This window comes from Massilia sp. CT11-108 (assembly GCF_047302915.1).
Lineage (GTDB): Bacteria > Pseudomonadota > Gammaproteobacteria > Burkholderiales > Burkholderiaceae_D > Telluria > Telluria orientalis.
Genome location: NZ_JBKYMO010000075.1, coordinates 1 through 16,973, shown reverse-complemented (window position 1 = coordinate 16,973; position 16,973 = coordinate 1). Strand labels below are relative to the sequence as shown.

At 66.4% G+C, this 16,973-nt stretch carries 14 protein-coding genes; 6 read left to right on the top strand and 8 right to left on the bottom strand.

Annotated elements, in window-relative coordinates; genetic code table 11:
- Positions 1 to 56: 56 nt before the first annotated feature.
- The gene (locus ACEN88_RS09185) at positions 57 to 1,181 is read right to left on the bottom strand and encodes a hypothetical protein (protein ID WP_413338967.1); all 1,125 of its coding nucleotides are present in this window, start codon (positions 1,179 to 1,181) and stop codon (positions 57 to 59) included.
- A 111-nt stretch (positions 1,182 to 1,292) separates the two neighbouring features.
- Here ACEN88_RS09185 and ACEN88_RS09180 point away from each other — a divergent pair, with 111 nt between their 5' ends.
- From ACEN88_RS09180 to ACEN88_RS09165, 4 genes are all read left to right on the top strand, one after another.
- Complete coding sequence (locus tag ACEN88_RS09180; RefSeq protein WP_413338965.1) at positions 1,293 to 2,300, top strand: S41 family peptidase; 1,008 nt, start codon at positions 1,293 to 1,295, stop codon at positions 2,298 to 2,300.
- 20 nt (positions 2,301 to 2,320) lie between these two features.
- Positions 2,321 to 2,458 (top strand): hypothetical protein, encoded by a 138-nt coding sequence (locus ACEN88_RS09175; RefSeq protein WP_413338963.1) that lies wholly within the window; start codon positions 2,321 to 2,323, stop codon positions 2,456 to 2,458.
- A gap of 7 nt (positions 2,459 to 2,465) precedes the next feature.
- On the top strand, positions 2,466 to 2,951 hold the full coding sequence (gene lspA, locus ACEN88_RS09170; protein ID WP_413338961.1) for a signal peptidase II: 486 nt from the start codon (positions 2,466 to 2,468) through the stop codon (positions 2,949 to 2,951).
- 70 nt (positions 2,952 to 3,021) lie between these two features.
- Positions 3,022 to 3,993, top strand: coding sequence for a family 43 glycosylhydrolase (locus tag ACEN88_RS09165; RefSeq protein WP_413338959.1), 972 nt, complete (start codon positions 3,022 to 3,024; stop codon positions 3,991 to 3,993).
- 15 nt (positions 3,994 to 4,008) lie between these two features.
- Here ACEN88_RS09165 and ACEN88_RS09160 read toward each other — a convergent pair whose 3' ends face one another.
- The 3 genes from ACEN88_RS09160 to ACEN88_RS09150 are packed head-to-tail and all read right to left on the bottom strand — an operon-like array spanning position 4,009 to position 6,344.
- Entirely contained in the window at positions 4,009 to 4,773 is a 765-nt protein-coding gene (locus ACEN88_RS09160; RefSeq protein WP_413338957.1) for a hypothetical protein, read from the bottom strand.
- A 39-nt stretch (positions 4,774 to 4,812) separates the two neighbouring features.
- The gene (locus ACEN88_RS09155; protein WP_413338955.1) at positions 4,813 to 5,598 is read right to left on the bottom strand and encodes a DUF2491 family protein; all 786 of its coding nucleotides are present in this window, start codon (positions 5,596 to 5,598) and stop codon (positions 4,813 to 4,815) included.
- Between the two features lie 5 nt (positions 5,599 to 5,603).
- Positions 5,604 to 6,344, bottom strand: coding sequence for a hypothetical protein (locus tag ACEN88_RS09150; protein WP_413338953.1), 741 nt, complete (start codon positions 6,342 to 6,344; stop codon positions 5,604 to 5,606).
- Positions 6,345 to 6,420: 76 nt separating this feature from the next.
- Here ACEN88_RS09150 and ACEN88_RS09145 point away from each other — a divergent pair, with 76 nt between their 5' ends.
- Complete coding sequence (locus ACEN88_RS09145; RefSeq protein ID WP_413338951.1) at positions 6,421 to 6,912, top strand: phage regulatory CII family protein; 492 nt, start codon at positions 6,421 to 6,423, stop codon at positions 6,910 to 6,912.
- Here the strand turns inward: ACEN88_RS09145 and ACEN88_RS09140 are convergent, their stop codons facing one another.
- The 4 genes from ACEN88_RS09140 to ACEN88_RS09125 all read right to left on the bottom strand — a co-directional run bounded on the left by ACEN88_RS09140 (position 6,913) and on the right by ACEN88_RS09125 (position 15,538).
- The gene (locus ACEN88_RS09140; RefSeq protein WP_413338949.1) at positions 6,913 to 7,347 is read right to left on the bottom strand and encodes a hypothetical protein; all 435 of its coding nucleotides are present in this window, start codon (positions 7,345 to 7,347) and stop codon (positions 6,913 to 6,915) included. It lies immediately after the preceding gene.
- Positions 7,348 to 7,443: 96 nt separating this feature from the next.
- Positions 7,444 to 8,466: a family 43 glycosylhydrolase gene (locus ACEN88_RS09135; protein ID WP_413338947.1), complete on the bottom strand. Its 1,023-nt coding sequence runs from the start codon at positions 8,464 to 8,466 to the stop codon at positions 7,444 to 7,446.
- 160 nt (positions 8,467 to 8,626) lie between these two features.
- The gene (locus tag ACEN88_RS09130; protein WP_413338946.1) at positions 8,627 to 11,824 is read right to left on the bottom strand and encodes a discoidin domain-containing protein; all 3,198 of its coding nucleotides are present in this window, start codon (positions 11,822 to 11,824) and stop codon (positions 8,627 to 8,629) included.
- A 3-nt stretch (positions 11,825 to 11,827) separates the two neighbouring features.
- A complete protein-coding gene (locus tag ACEN88_RS09125; protein WP_413338944.1) occupies positions 11,828 to 15,538 on the bottom strand; it encodes a TonB-dependent receptor in 3,711 nt (1,236 codons plus the stop codon).
- 317 nt (positions 15,539 to 15,855) lie between these two features.
- Between ACEN88_RS09125 and ACEN88_RS09120 the strand changes: the two genes are divergently transcribed.
- Positions 15,856 to 16,973: tetratricopeptide repeat protein (locus ACEN88_RS09120; protein WP_413338942.1), on the top strand; the 1,118-nt coding region annotated here is incomplete at its 3' end.

The window sequence follows — 16,973 nt, the reverse complement described above, 5'->3', positions numbered from 1 at the left end:
TTTTTTAAATCACCCGCCCCCCCCCGACATCAACACCTCTCTATTCGTCGCCAGCGTCATATGTGTAAAAGACACAGGACCTGCCCCGTCGGCGCCAACGACACGCCGGCGGCCGACTTGCCCGGGTCGGTGCCCGCGCCGATCACGAGCGCGCTGGCGAAGCGCCGCAAGCTGCCGGTCGAACGATCGGCGATGTCGGCCGCGAAAGCGCGGTAATTGTTCTTCAGTACTGCGCTGGACTGGGTACTGAGTGTGCCGTTGCCGACGAAGATATTGTTCTGGATGAGCGCCGGCGTCGAAACCTTGCCGCTGACGAACAGGAACGTCCCGCCGGCGAAGTCGTTCACCACGGTGTTATTGACGAAGTACAGGTCCTGGCCCGGATTGGTCGCACCTTCCTCCCCGTACGCCACGATGGCCGGATTCTGGTTGGCGGCCGGTTGCTGGATGACGTTGCCGATGATGTAGGATGTGCCCGCGTTCGGGAGGTCGATCTCGTAGCTCGGCTGGCCCGAGGCCGTGCTGCCCTTCTCGCCCGGATTCGTGCTCGAGAAGCGGTTGTAGGCGATCGTGTTCGTCATCGCGCGCGACTTCAGGTTGTGGCCGACGTTCGCATCGTGCGAATAGTTGTAGCGGAAGGTCAGGCTCCTGGCCTTGCCGATGTACAGGTTGTGGGTCTGGCCATCGCCGAAGCCGTTGTGACCGAACTCGGTGTATTCGATGAGAATGTCGCTGTTCTCGTTGTGACCGCTGAGAATGCCGTTTTCGTTATCGTGCAGGAAGCTGTGACGCAACGTGAAGTTGGTGCCCTCCAGGCGCAGCGCCGCACCGTTCTGGTCCGCCACTTTGGCGCCCATCAGCTCGACGTTATCGACGACGATGTCGTTGCCCGTCACGACCCACGTACCCTTGCCGCCGTTTTCCTTGCCCGCCGCGTCGATCCGGGGGCGGCCGTTCACGCCGCGGATGGTCAGGCCGTTGCGGGCGATCCTGCAGGCGTCGCCCTGGTACGCGGTGCCGCCTTCGATCTCGATGGTGTCGCCGTCCCGGGCGGCGGCAACGGCCGCGCACGGTGCGGAAAACGCCTTGCCCGGGCCGACGGACAATGTGGCGGCGGAAGCGCTGGCGCTGACTGCCGCAGCCAGCAACATGGTGAAGATCGGGCTGGGAACGTTATGCATGAGGCGAGCTTAACACGGCATGGTGTCGAATATGATTACCGAACCGATGTGACAATCCACGCATTTTCCCGGGCAGCCTTTCCGATAACCTGCTCAGCGAGGGGGAAAGAATTGAAAAGAAACCTGTTCATCCTGTTGATCTTGCTGTCGTTGGGGCTGGCCGGCACCGTCGTTGCCCTGCCGGACTTCTTCCGGCCCGACCTGTCGCTCGACGGCACGACGCGCGCACAAACGATCGATACGCTGGTCGCCCGGCTCGACCAGCACTACGTGTTCCACGATAAGGCAAAGCAGATCGAAATGTTGCTGCGACAGCGGCAGCATGATGGCGCGTACGGCGCCATCACAAGCGGCGAGCGATTCGCCGCGCAGCTCACGGCCGATATGGCGTCCGTGGCCCACGACCTGCACATGAAGGTGAAGTTCAGCCCGAAGCGGTTGCGTCCCGGCGTCGTGCCGGATGTCATGCCGAGGGCGGCGTCCGGCGCCGCCCGGGCCCAATATGACGGTGTCGAGCACGTCGACCATCTGAGTCCCGCCATCGGCTATCTGCGGATATCGTCATTCCCACCCCGTGCCGCGGTGGCGGGAGCGTATGCGTCCGCACTGGACAAGCTGTCCGATACCGACGCGCTCATCGTCGATGTGCGCGAGAACGGGGGCGGCGACCCGGCATCGGTGGCGCTGCTGATCAGCTATTTCGTCGACGGCCCCACGCGCCTGAACGACATCTGGTCGCGCGACTCCGGCCGGACGATGCAGACCTGGACCGAAGGCGCACTCGACGGCAGACGCTATGGCGGCAGGAAGCCTGTCGCGATCCTGGCCGGGCCGGGGACGGCGTCCGCCGGCGAAGATTTCACCTATACGATGCAGGCGTTGAAACGCGCCACCGTGGTCGGGGCGCGGACGTGGGGCGGTGCCCACCCGATCGCGTTGTATCGCCTCGGCGACCATTTCTTTGCCGCCATCCCGCATAGCCGGACCATCAGCCCGGTTACCCACACGAACTGGGAAGGCTCAGGGGTCATGCCGGATGTCGCTGCGAAGCCCGCCGATGCGCTCGCGGTGGCGAAAGACATGCTGCAGAGGCAGCTGGACGCGGCCCCGTCCCGATGAAATGACGCATCAGTTCAACTTTGACCGTACACTGTACGGATGACATCGACGCCGGCGAGCCCTGTACGATCAAGCGCGTCAAGCTGTTGCTGCGCAATGAAGCCGAGGGTTACGTGTACGAAGAGACGGTCGATGTCGACCTCACCATTCAAGACTAGCTGACGAATGACTTCCTTTAGCCCCCTGCTGCGCACCGCTGTCGCATCGCTCGTTTTCTTCGGCCTCGACCGCCTCTCCAAGATCGTCATCGTCGAACGGCTCGACCTGGCGTCCGTCCACCAGATCCCCGCCTGGCCCCCGTACTTGAATTTCGTGATGGCCTGGAACAAGGGCGTGAACTTCGGCTTGCTGAACGGGTTCGACGCCCGCTGGCTGCTGGTGGCGATCAGTATCATCGCGTCCATTGCACTGGCATTCTGGGTACGCAACAAGTCGGGCTGGCCGTTGCTGCTGGCGTCCGGCGCCATCATCGGCGGCGCCCTCGGCAATGCCTACGACCGGATCGTCTACGGCGCGGTGGCCGACTACATCAACGTGAGCTGCTGCGGGATCACCAATCCGTACTCGTTCAACGTCGCCGACGTGTGGATTTTCGGCGGCGCGCTATTCCTCGTCCTGGCGACCGGCTCCAGCAGGCACGAGAAAGTTTAGTTATCGATATCATTTGTCCCAAAAGCTGTGCTAGCATGCACATTCTTTTACTATTCGACCACGAGCCGCCATGCACCTGACTCGCCGTTTCTTTGCCGTTCTCGTACCCACCCTATCGCTTGCGCTGGCCGCCCACGCGGCCGCACCGGAGGCGGGCCGGCCCATCGCTTCCCGCTTCAATGCGGACCCGTCGCCGCACTTCTTCCCCGCCGCGAAGGGCGACAAGTTCTACCTGTACGCGACGGACGACGCGTCGAACACCGGCAAGTACTGGGATTCCGTCACGTGGCGCCTGTACACGTCGCCCGACATGAAGACGTGGCGCGACGCCGGCGTGCCGCTGGCCGTCACCGTGTTCAAATGGGCGCGGCCGGATGCGAAGGCGTGGGCGCCGGAAGCGGCCTACCGCAACGGCAAGTACTATTTCTATGCGCCGGTCGGCGGCGACAAGATCGGCGTGGCCGTGTCGGATCGTCCGGACGGCGGCTTCGTCGATGCACGCAAGGATCCGCTCGTCGACCGCGAGCGCGACGTGAACGCGGGCGACGAGCCGATCGATCCGGCCGTCTTCATCGACAAGGACGGCCAGGCGTACATGTACTTCGGCACGCGCGTGCCGAAGGTCGTCAAGCTGAAGCCCGACATGATCTCGCTGGACGGCCCGATCCGGATCGTGAAGATCGACGGCCTGCCCGCGTCCGACCCGAAGAAGAAATATGGCGAAGCGCCGTTCATGCACGAGCATAACGGCGTGTACTACTTCTCGTTCTCGTCCGGCTGGCCCGGCCAGATCCTGTACGCGACCGCGAGCTCGCCGATGGGCCCCTTCACGTACCGCGGCGTGATGATCGACTACCTGAAGATCTCGACGAACCACCAGGCCATCCTCGAACACGACGGGAAAAGCTGGGTGTTCTACCACGACGCCCTGCTGCCGGGCGGCGGCGGCTACCGCCGCTCGATCGCCATCGCGCCGCTCGAATATGGCGCGGATGGCACGATCAAACAGGTCGCGGTGAAGCCCGGTCAGCCGAACGACTGACCGGATCTCGCATCCTCAAGCGGCCGTCTTGCCCGACAGGCGCTTGAGGCGTTCCAGCGCGCTCTCGCCGGCCGTTTCCGGCTGGCTGACCGACTTGCGGATCGCATCCAGTTCCGCCTGCTGGTCCAGCGGCTTCTGGCCGATGTCGGCGACGATACGCAGGCCCGACGCCTCGTTCGTCACAGCCTGGGCGCGGCGGGTCAGCGCGGACAGCGCCGTCGAGTTGCCGCGCATGCTCGTGAGGCCGTTCAGCTGTTCCTGGCGCTCGAGGCGCAGCTCCTGCAGCTCCTTCTGCGCCTTGGCGGAAGCCAGTGCCTGCATCGCCTTCCTGGCCTGGGCGTCGAATTCGGCCAACTGCTTCGACAGCGCATCGACGATCTTCTGCAGCTCGTCCATGTAGGCCTTCGCGTCCGCCTCTTCCTGGATTTCCTGCGGCAGGCGGGCCTTGTTCGCTTCCAGCTCGTCGCAGAACATCGTCACGGTCGCTTCCGAGATCGTGCCGGCGGCCAGGCGCTCGGCCAGCTTCTCGGCGGCGCGTTCGTCGTTGGCGATCAGGTTTTGCAGGTTCGCCACGTCGCCATGCTCCTTGTCGAACGACGCGCGCGACGTGGCCAGCAACTGCGCCGTTTCGCGCAAGGTGGCGACCAGGCGGTCGCGGTCGGCCTCGGTCGCGGTTTCGGGGTCGAAGTTGGCGATGGCCTCGGCGATGCGGTTGCCCAGTGCGCCGAAATGCTTCGTGACCAGTCGTGCGGTCAGGCCCCATCCACTAGCGTTGCTCATTGTTGTTCCTTTCTGCGGTGAAGAAAACGGTTACTACGGTTATTGGATGACGATGCGTTCCTGCTCCATCGGGATGCCGATGACGAAGTCCACGTGGATCCCGCGCTTGCCCGCATCGCCATCGACGCTTTCCACGATCTCCGTCGTGATCAATAAATATTCGCGGCCGCCGTCCGCCAGCTGGCGCACGTACGGCATGAAATACATTTCCTGGCGCAGGCCGTGCTGCCCTTGTGCATCGTCGATGCGCGTCTCGCGGCCCTTGAACGGGCTGACGAACTGCGCCTCGCGCCCGCCGGCATCGCGGGTGTAGTCGAGACGGTCCGACTCGCCGAACACGGTCGCCAGTTCTTGCGCCCCCAGCATGTCGGCCAGCTGTTCGCGCCACAGCGTGTAGCCGGCGTCGCCCAGGCCGTAGCCGGCCACGCCCGTGTACGCGTCCTGGTCGTCGGCCGTCTCCGGGATGATGCGCGCCAGCTGGGTGCAGTACAGGACTTCGGCCACCTTGCCGTCGTCGCCGCAGAACACCTGCAGGAATTTCTCGTCCGCGGCGTCGTCGCCCTTGTCGAGGTACAGGCGGTACAACTCCGTGTCGGGTTGCAGGCGGATCTGCGACACGGCGAGAATGCGCGTGTCCGCGGCGGCCGGCATCGCGATCAGCGAGCCGTTCGCCTGCGCCCGGATGATCGGCGACATCTGGACCTGCACGACGCTGCCGATGCGCGCGCCCAGCGGCACGTCGTCGTCGGCACGCGTCTCGCCCTTGGTCACACCCTTGTTGGCGGCCACCGCACGCACGTAGCTGAAGACATCCTTCCAGGCCATTCTCGTCAATTCCTTTCGAACGAATAATTCGGTTTCTTGGCTTCCCGGCCGCGGCGCAGGCGGCGCCACGCGAAGTACAACCCCCAGCCGATCAGCGCCAGCACGCACAGGGTCAGGAACACGCCGAGGAACGACGTGCCGCCGCCGGAAGGCGCGGGCGCGGTTCCACCCGCATAGCCGTTATTGTTCGCATGCGCGCCGCGCGACGCGTTCGCAATCATGGCACCCGCGATCACGTGACCGAGGCCGCTGTCCTGGCGCACGATCACCGGCGGCTGCTGTTGCTGCACGGGCGGCGGCGCATACGTCGGCGCGCTCCGTCCCTGCTCGTACCCGGGCACCGGCCGGGTGTCCCGCGCCGCATCGGCCTGCGCCTGCCGGCGCGCATCCAGGGTGCGCAACGCGTTCGCTTCCGACGTGTTCCTGTCCAGCTTCCGCGACAGCGCGGAATCCGATTTCTGCGGCGTGGCGGCGCCGCGGCCGAACGAACCGAAGCCGCCCGGCGATTTATTCTGCTGCGGCGCGGCGTCGGGTGGCGCCGAACGCCGGCTGAACGACCCGAAGCTGGTCCCGCTCGACTTCGCCGACGAATACGACGGCTTCGAAGGCGACGACGAGCGCTGCGACGAAAAGCCGCTCTTGAAAGAGCTCGACGAGGACGGCCTGGCGTCGACGGTCCCGACATGCGCCAGCGGGAGCAGCAAGGCCAGCACGAGCGCGACGTTATAAGACTTCAACATGGTCATGGAAGCGATCGAAAGTTAGAATCAGCATAACGACCGCGATGGTCGCACGCACCGGTAAAATTAGCAAAGGAATACCATGACCCGCCGTTACCTCGACATGAACCAGCACGATGCCCTGTACACGGTGGCGCGCAAGTACCCCGGCGGCATCGATGCGCTGGCGCGCGAGCTCGACATGTCCGCCAATGTCTTGCGCAACAAGCTGTCGCCCACGATCGCATCGCACTATCCGTCGTTCGAGGAGGTGTCGCAGATCGTCGAGTGCTGCCACAAGGCCGGCGTGCAGGAAGCGCACCTGCCGCTGCACGCGCTGCTGGTGCGCCACGGAATGGCGGCGTTCGTCGTGCCGCAGCCGGAGCAGGCGCGCCAGGACGACTTGTCGCAGACGGTCTGCCGCGTGATGAGCGACGTGGGCGCCGTGGCCGAGGCGGTGTCGACCGCCCTGCTCGACGGCACCGTCACCCCGGCCGAGGCCGACCTGATCGAACGTAAGTTCCATGCCGCGCTGTCCGCCCTGGGCGCCTGGCGCGCACGCCTGCGCCAGGAGACCGAGGCGGGCATCCGCTGATCAGGAACGCAGCCGGCGTTCGGGCGCCGCCGCCTGTTCTGCGCGGGCCGCACTGCGCAGCGAGCGTAAAAACAGTCCAAGCCCGCCGAAGGCCAGCGCGAGGATGCAGATGAGTTCAAACGCCGACATCGTGCGCAGCGACATGTTCACGGACGCGATCACGCCGAACACGAGCGCCGCGAACGCGCAGACCGCCAGCAGCCAGCCCAGCGCGTTGCGGGCGTTGTAGAAGATCATCGCGATGCCGATCACGAGGGGAATGAGGACGATCCCGCCCGTGATGCCGTAGCCGCCCACGCCGAACAGGCGCGTGCCGAGGCCGAAGCTGGAACTCACCACCACGCTGTTGAGCAGCAGGTAGAAGCCCCCGCACATCAGGACCAGCCCCAGGAAGAACTGGCCCGTTCCTCCGCTCGTACCGCCCGCACCGTTCATTGTGTCCTCCGTCTTGTTTTTTGTTGCGACAGCGACAACAATACCAGACTTTCCGGTCACATTGCCAGTGTGCCGGGCGGTAAAGCAACGGTTAAATTACCGGGGCGCGTCGGGCACGGGTTCGCCGAAATCCGGCATCCCGTCCGCGCGCCAGCGGATGACCTGCGCGCGCGTGTGGCGGTTCGGGTCGTGCAGCGAATCGCCCTGGATCTCGCGGTAGTTGCGCGCGTGGTAGACCAGCACGTCGGTCTTGCCGTCCGGCGTCGTCGTGAACGCGTTGTGGCCCGGGCCCCACTGGCCGTTCTTCTCGCTGCTCCTGAAGACGGGCTCCGGCAGCTTGGTCCACGACTTCGGATCGAGCAGGTCGGCGTCCGCCGGCGCGCTGACCATGCCGAGGCAGTAATTCGCATCCGTCGCGCTGGCCGAGAACGTGACGAACACGCGGCCGTGGCTCACCAGCACGGCCGGGCCTTCGTCGACGGCGAACTTGACCTTCTCCCACGCGTACTCCGGCTTCGTCAGCAGCACGGCCGGCCCCTTGATCGACAGCGGCGTGTCCATCTTCGCCAGGTAGATGTTGGTGCCCTTGCTGCCGTCGGGCGCCGTCTGCGTCCACACGAGGTAGCGCTGGCCGCGGTGTTCGAACGTGGTGGCGTCCAGCGAGAACGATTCCCAGCCCGTCTTGACCTGGCCGCGTTCGACCCACTCGCCCGCGAACGGATCGGCGGACGCGTTTTCCAGCGCGTACAGGCGGATTTCCCACGGATGCTCCGCGCTGCCGGCCGTGAAATAGATATACCACTTGCCGCCGATGCGGTGCATCTCCGGCGCCCAGATGTGCGCGCCCATCGCGCCGGTCGCGTGCTTGCGCCACACCGTCTTCGCCGGGGCGGCACCCAGGTCGTCGAGGGAACGGGCGCGGCGGATCTCGATGCGGTCGTATTCCGGCACGGTCGCCGTGTAGTAATACCAGCCGTCCGGCTGCAGGCTCACCTGCGGGTCGGCGCGCTGCTGCACGAGCGGATTGTGGAATACGGGGTCGGCGGCGTGGGCCGGCGCGGATGCGGCGGCGGCACAAAGAACCAGCGCCGGCAGGGCGCGAAGGGCAAAGCGAAACATCGGACCTCCAGACAAGACGTAGGGTGGGCGCCCCGCGCCCACGCGGACGTTTGCTTTCGCGCGGGCACGGGTGCCCGCCCTACGGCTGGCGGCGATAATCGCATGATAATCGGGTACCCCTCACCCGACCAATAGAATTTTTCGCGCGACCGATACGTTTTCAGCGCGTACGCTTGCGGGGCCTGTCGTCCATCCCCGCCTCGTCGACGTCGGCCAGCGCGCTCGCCCGGTCCGCACCGAACCCGGACAGGGACGTCAGCCGCAGCCAGCGCGCCGTGACGGTCCGCCCGAAGCGCACGGTCTGCGGATCGAACGTCGACGGGAGCGTCGGCCGGGCCACGTCGCGCCACGTCGTGCCGTCGTCGCTGGCCTGAATGGACCACTCGCGCACGTCGCCCTCGTGGTCGCGGTGATTCTGGCGCGGCATCAGCACGAGCCCGTCGAACGGCACGGCCTGCGCGAACGCGATCGTCAGCACCGGCTGCGGCCGCGGCGCATCGCCCTTCACCGCGACGAGACTGACCGTATTGGGGTCGCCGTCAACGGCGTTCGCCGCATCGGGCCACCCGCTTGCTGTCGCGCCGAGCTTTTTCATCACGCGCGTGTCGAACAGGCTGGCGCGCAGCGCGGCGGGATCGACGGCCGTTGCGGGCGCGAAGCGTGGGCCGGCCATGTAGTCCAGCAGCGAGCGGCGCAGCTGGCGCGCGGCCGGGCGCTCGTCCAGGCGGGTCTCGAGGTCGAACGTGGCCACCATCAGGCGGCCGCTGCCCACCTTCGCCTCGAACACGGCGCCGAGGCGGTAGTTGCGGTTCCAGTCGTCGATGGGCTGGACGATGGGCCGCAACCCGGCCGGCAGGCGTTCGAGATTGAACGCGCGGGCGCCGGCCACCAGGTCGCTCCACTGCCAATCCATGTGGTCGGCCGAAGGAAAGCCGGCCAGCGCGGGATGCGCGCGATCGATCCACAGGCCGAGCATGCGCGACCATCCGGGATTCATCAACCGGTTCCAGAACACGGGGACGTCCGCGAGCGGCGGCGACGTCCAGTCCAGGTCCGCCTTGCGCGGCAGGTACAGCACCCTGCCGCCCTGCGCCAGCCGTGCCTCGGCTTCCGGCCATGCATGCGTCACGAGCACACCGGCCGGGACGGCCGCGGCGACCTGCCCGGGATACAGCCAGAAGTTCCAGTCGTTGGCGATATCGGTTCCGTCCAGGCCCGCGACCAGCCGGTAGTGCGCGGGCGCTGGCAGCCGTGCGAGGTCCGCCGCGACGCGGCCCAGCGGGATGTTCTTGCCGATCGGGATGTCGAGTGCGGCGAACCGCCCTGCGGCGACCGCACGCCCGGCATCGTCCTCGATGCGCCACCACGGCCGCGCACCGGCCAGCGGCTGCGCGCCGTAGTGCGCGATCTCCACCGGGACGTCGAACGCGTCGCGCGTCGTGTACACGGTGCGCGTCAGGCGGGCCAGCGGCACCGTCGCGCCGTTGAAGCGGCGGAACGCGTCGGGCGTCGCATAACCTTTCGACTCCCAGAACGTATCGAGGATGCCGACAAGCGCCGTGCCCTGGCCCAGATAGTCGTGCAGGTCCAGCAGCTGGTAGCCACTGAGGCCGCGCGTGCGCAGCGCCGCCTCGATCTCTTCCTTGTAGCACGCCAGCTGCCAGCGGCCGGAGGCCAGCGCGAACTCGCGGTTGCGGTCCAATACGCCGTGACTGCGGGCGGATGCGCGGAAGATCTCGTAGTTCCCCGGCTGCAGATAGCCCGTGAACTTGTCGATGATGGAGAAATCCGGATAGGCGACCCATTGGCCCACCTCGTGCGACACGACCGGCACGCGGATGCCGTCCAGCGACGCCGCGTAGTCGCGCCCGAACCAGCCCGTCTTGTTGCGCAGCGGTTTCGGGCCGATGCGCTGCACCGCGAGGTAGTCGACATCCTCGTCGAGACCCGGCACGACCGGCTCCGTGTGGCCCGTGCCGTTCGTGTACAGGCGGCGCGGATCTTCGGCGCGGAAGCGTGCAACCCACTTCGCGAACACGTCTTTCCAGTGCCCCGACGGTTCGTTGCTGGGACTGAGGAGCAGGAACGACGGGTGGTTCCCGTAGGCGCGGATCAGGCGCTCGGTCTCGTCGTACAGCGCCTGTTCGATGGGCGAACCGGGCTCGAACCGGTTCCACATGCCCGGCTCCGGCTGCAGGTAGATGCCCACCTCGTCCGCCGCCTGGAAGGCCGCTTCCGGCGGCGTGAACGAGTGGAAGCGCACGTGGTTGATGCCCCACGCCTTGTTGATCGCAAAGATCTTCTTCCAGTACGCGACGTCCGTCGGCGGATAGCCGGTGAGCGGGAAATCGCCGCCGTGGTGCGTCCCGCGCAGGAACACCGGGCGGCCGTTGACGAGGATGTCCGTGCCGCGCGCCGCCACCTGCACGAAGCCGAACGACACGTCGCGCGCGTCGTCGGCGCTTGGTCCCGCGAGGCGCAGCTTCAGCGATTGCAGAACCGGGTGGAACTCGTCCCACGCCGGTGCGTCCTTCGGATATTGCACGCGGAATTCGGCATGGCCGCCGTCCGCCGTCCAGCGCACGGGAATGCGCTGGCCATTCGCCGTGACGGTTCCCGCCCCGGCCTGGCCGCCGCCATTACCGACCTCAAGCTTCACGAGCACGCTGCGGCTGGCCACATCCGGAAACACCTGCGCATCCGCGATGTAGACGGGGGACGTCGCACGCAATTCGGCCTTGCCGACGATGCCGTTCCAGCTCATGCCGAGCGAATCGGAGATGCTGTGCGAGTCCGGCCGGTAGGCCATCAGCACGCGCGAATCCACGCGCACCGTGATGCGGTGCCGGCCCGGCGCGAGGGGGCCGATGGCGTAGTCGTGCGGCGCGACGAGGGAGACGTCGGTACCCAGCGCGCGGTCGTCGATCCACGCGCCGGAACCCCAGCGGGGCCGTTCCAGGTGCAGCACGACGCGCTTGCCGCGCCAGGCGGCCGGCACCTCGACGTCGCGCTGGTACCATGCCGCGCCCAGGTAGTGGCGCGGGGGCTGGCTCAGGAACGGCACCTTCACCTGGCCCGGCTGCGTGAATGCCGCGTAGTCCGCGCGCAGGTGCCAGTTCTTGTCGTACAGCGACAGCACCCACGGCGTCCGCACCGTGATCTCGTCGCCGTAGCCCTGTGCGTTCAGGATGCCGGGGATGCGGATGCGGTCCGCCAGCGTGCGGCTTTCCCAGTGGCCGGCCACGCCGGCGTCGTCGCGGTCGAGCGCGAAGCGCCAGTCGCCGGCGAGGTCGATGGTGTCCGCCGCGCCGGCCGAAGCGGCCCAGGCCAGCGCGGCGATACCCAGCAGGTTCCTCATGCGTCAGCCGCCGAAGCGGAAATTCGCACCAACCATGATGCGACGGCCCGCGTAGCTGTAGTCCAGGATGCTCGGCGTGCCGTTCGAGAACGGTACGTAGGACCCCTGGCTGTTGCTGGTCGCGGCGTTGTTCAGGTTGCGGCCTTCCACGAAGACGTCGATCTCCGGCGTGATGCGATACCCGATCTTCGCATCGACGTAGCGCGTGGCGTCCTTGAAGTTTGGCGAACCCGGGTTGTAGGCGGGCGGACGGGTATTGCCGCTCGCGTTCGGGTAATTGTTCAAGCCGTTGCCGGTCCAGCCTGCGATGTTGGCGAAGTAGCTGGCGACCCCCTGCACCGCCACGCGCGCCGACAGGCGGCCATCGTCGTACCAAAGCGCCCAGTTGTACTGGAACTTCGACTCGCGCAGCGGCGGCATGGCGGTGCCGGTCAGCAGGTCGACGATGTTCTGCGTGGACGTGACGGAACCCAGCTTCGTATAGTTGCCGTCGAAGCCCAGGTAGCGCAAGGGCCCCGGCAGGAACGTGAAGGCGGTCTTGGTGTTGAATTCCCAGCCGGTGCGCGTGGTCGGCACGCCATTCTGGTACGTCGAGAACGAGAACGGCAGCTCGGCGAGCGGCTGGCCCGTGGTCGGGTCGGTGATCGCCAGGCCCAGCGTACCAGTGGAACTCTGCACGATGGCCGGACCGATGATGCCCTGCTGTTTGAAGTACGACAGCGAGAACATCGTGTCCTTGCTTGGATAGTACTCCGCGCTCCAGTTCTGGTTCAGGTTCTTCTGGGCCTGCAGCGCCGGATTGCCCACTTTCGACGTGCAGGTCTGGGTACCGTCCTCGCTCAGGCGTTCGTCGTAGCGGCACAGCCCCTGGGGCAGCAGGTACGTCACCGGCGGGCGGGCGACCGTACGGGCGCGGTTGTAGCGCAGCACGAGCTGGTCCGGCACGACCCACAACGCGAGGTTATAGATCGGCAGGAAGTCGTGGGTCGTCGCGTCGATCGCGGTATTGGTCGTCACCGTCACGTCGTTGACGCCGCCCGGCGCGTTCGGGTTGGCCGGATCGAAGTCCGCGTTCCGCGTGATCGACTGGAACGACATCTGGCCCATGCCGTGCACCTTGGTGCGGATGTAGCGGTACCCCAGGTTCCCTTCCAGATCCCAGCCAAACGGCAGAGATCGGGTCGTGAACGGGATGTGGTCGACGTGGAAGTCGCCCATGACATAGAGTGCCTCCGACCGCTCGCTCATGCGCGCCATCGGCTGGTCGTAGGTCTTGCCGTCCGAGCCCACGCAGGTGTAGATGCAGTTCAGGTTCGCGTTCGGGACGCCTGAGAGCTGGAAGAGCTTCGGCACGTCGATGTTCGGCCAGTTGGTCAGGGCGCTGCCGAACTGCCCGTTGGCGCCGTTGAAGAACGCCGTCTGGGTGATGTTACCCGTGATGGACTTGCCGACGAAGTCCTGGAACTGCTGCGGCGTCACGTATACCGTGCCCGATCCCAGGCGGTTGTACCCGTTGCCCGGAACGTAGCCGTACTGGCACTTGTTGCCGCCCGCGCCCAGCGAACCGGTCGTGTCCTGGCAGCCGACCAGCGAACTGCGGACGATGGACGGCTGCACCCAGACGTTCGGGTCGCTGCTCGCCTGGTAACCATTACCGTAATTGCCGGGCAGCTTGTAGCGGGTGTCGCGGAAATTGAAGCCGGTCTTGAGGCGAGTGAAGAACGGCACCGACTCGGGCGTCGCCCACGTCAGATCCGCCTTGGCCGTGCGCTCTTCCGTCTCGCTCACCACCGGGTTGTAAGTCAATTGCGGCTGCGAATAGGTCAGCAGAGGCTGCTGGTTGGCCGTATATGCCGGGATGGCGTTGATGTTGTTGCCGCCGGGCTTGACCGCCGCCGACGCCGCCGGTTGTACCATCTGCACATAGTTGGCGGGATTGTAGAGATTGAAGTTCGAGCCCGATGGGAAGTCGTACGCCCACAGGCCGTTCGGCTGCACCGACAACTGCGCCGCGCCGTATTTGGTGCTGAACGTCGTGCGGAACTGCTCACTCGTGTACTTCGACTTCGCGTCGCCGACCAGCCACTCGGCCGCCAGGCCGCCACGCCGCCACTCGCCGCCGGTCTGGAAGTATTTGGTGATCGTCTTGCTCTTCTGGTAGATCTGGTCGACGCCCGCGCTACCGTCGCTGATACCGAAGCTCGTGACGTGGTGGCTCGCGTCCACGGTCACGGTCGACGGATCGATATTGGTGACGGCCCCCTGCACGGCCGGGTTGTTGGCGAGGTAGCTGACGTTGTTCGGGTACAGGTAGTAGCCATCCGCGCCCGGGGCGACCGCGCGCACGCCATTGGCGTCGACGAACGTCTTGGCCGTGTTGACGTTCATGCCGCCCAAGCTGAGGAACGAGGTGTTGTTCGTCGTGTCGCGCTTCGAATAGCTGCCCTTCAGGTAGACCGTCAGTTCGCGGTTGACCTTGAAATCGCCGCGCAAGTCGAGGTTCTGGCGCTTATCGACCTCGGTCTGCACCTTGTTGCGAATGAGCGAAGGGGTGTAGTCGTTCCACTGGTTCAGGCAGCTGATCAACTCGTTCTGGCGCTCGTTGACCGCGTTGTTGCGATTGGTGGAGCTCAGGTTCGCCAGCGACGCGTCGGCCGCGGACAGCCGCGGAAACGCCGCGTAGCATTCGGCCTTGGTCTTGGCCGCGGCCGACCTGGTCAGAATCTCGTACGGCGTGGCCGTCATGTAATTGCCGGTGCCGCTTGTGTACGGGTAGATGCCCACCGAGCCGGCCGCCGGCCCCGCCGGCGTGGTCGAGGCCGGATCGGCCATGTTCAACGTGGACGGGTTATAGGTGAACGTCTTTTCCGGCGAGTTGTCGAAGTCGATCGCACGCGCATAGCCCGTGTTCGCGCTCGTCGCGACCTGCATCTGGTGCTGCTCGTTGGCCGTCGTCGACTTCGACGCGTTCAGGATCACGCCCAGGCGGTCGTCCATGAACTTGCGCGACAGGATGACGTTGGTGTCCGGTTCCCACTTCTTGTTCAGATTATTGGTGGTGCCGGCCACGCGGACGGAGGCGAACGGCTCCTTGAAGTCGAGGCCCGTACGCGTCTTGATGATGATGCCGCCGCCGAGCGAACCTTCGACCATGTCGGCCGTCGAGCCCTTGACGACGTCCACGCTCTTGATCAGGTCCGCGGACAGCTGGCGGAACTCGTTGCCGCGGCCGCTGGAGCCGGGACCGGCCGTGTTCGCGGACTGCACGGCCATGCCGTCGATCTCCACGCGCGTGAGGTCGGGGCCGTTGCCGCGCACGGCGACGGTCACGCCCTCGCCAAAGTCGCCGCGGTCCAGCGCCACGCCGGCCATGCGCGAGATCGCCTCGCCGATGTTCCGGTCCGGCAGCGAGCCCACGTCTTCCGCGACGATGGAATCGATCGCGGTGGCCGCGTTCTTCTTGCGGGCGATCGACGATTGCTGCGATTTGCGGGTCGAGACGACCACGGTGGCGATCCCGCTCGCGATCTCCTGGTTGCCCTGCGGCGCGGCGGTTGCCGCCGTACCGGCGCCAGGCGCCTGCGCGTTGGTCGCGTCCTGCGGCGGCGTGGCGTCCTGCGCGAACGCAGCCTGGCCCGCCATCAGGGATGCGACCGCCAGCGAGACGGCGTAGGCGAGGCGCGTGGGGCGAATGACCTGTCGGATGTCGTGCATTTTTCTGTCTCCTAGGTGGACCGCTGTGCGGTCTGTTTTTGTGTGGGTCGGCTTGAAAACAGTGTAGGGTCGTGTGCAGCCGCCGTGATATATCAGCAGGAAATACTCATCGGCGTGAGCGAAGTGCGTGCGCAAACACCACACGAACCGATCAACGCGGCGATTGCGATTCCTTTTTGCTCCCGATTCGCGCGTTTGCCGCATCGCCGGTTATCGCAACTCTCCGTCCGCGTGCCGCCGCGGCCGAATCGATCAATCCCGTGAGCGATCCGGCCACACGCGCTGCGCTATCCTTGACCGCACAACGAGGAGACACGATGAAGCCAACCATCATTCCTGCCCTGCTCTCGGTCCTGCTGGCGTCTTCCGTGCAGGCGCAGACGGACACGGTGGTCGTGAACGGTCCCCGCGCGCGGGCCGGCGATCCCCATGCGATCAACGCGGCGAAGGACCGCATCCTGAACGGCCGGTCCGCATCGTCGTGCGCGTTCATGGACCCGTACAATCCCGCCTACGATCCGGTCACGACCGCGTACATGCGCGACTTCGGCCTGGACGACAGCATGTCGAACGACGTCCCGCGCGCCTCCGACCTGGCGCCGGACGGCGACGTGTCGAACCCGTCTTCCGCCACCGCGCGGGTCACGGGCTGCCGCGGCGCCGACTGGCGCTTCGCGGCGGGCCGCAACCGCATCGTCCGCAACGACAGGACGCTCGCGCTGGGCTACGAAGCCTTCGACAACAAGGACTACGCGCGTGCACTGGACATGTTCGGCACCGCGTGGACGAAGATCGGCTACGACGACGCGGCGCTGATGCTGGCGCGGATGCACCTGTACGGACTCGGGACGGCGAAGAATGGCGCGCAGGCCGTCGCATGGCTGGAAAAGGTGGACCACAAGCCGTACGACCCCGCCCGCTCCGACCTGCTGGCGCCCCGCATCGACGCCGCGTTCATGCTGGCACGGATGTACGACCGCGGCATCGGCGTGGCACGCGATACGGACAAGGCCCGCGCGTGGTACGAAAAGGCGGCCGGCTATGGCTACGCGCCGGCGCAATACCTGCTGGGGCTCGCGTACTACACGGCCGACGGCGTCCCGCGCGACCTGAAACTGGCGGGCGCGTATTTCGAGGCGGCGGCCCGCGCCGGCATCCCCGCCGCCCTGTTCGCGGCCGGGCGGATGCACGACCTGGGCGAAGGCGTGCCGGCGGATCCCGCGAAAGCCATCGTGTACTACAAGGAGGCGGCCCTGAAGGGCGACCCCGATGCCCGGTTCGCGCTCGGCACCTATTTCTACAGCGGCGAGGTCGTCGGCAAGAACCTCGCCACCGCGCGCCGCTGGTTCGCCGCCGCGGCGCGCCAGGGCCAGCCCGACGCCATGTTCAACCTGGGCGCGATGGCCGCGCACGGCGAAGGCGGCGCCATCGTGGC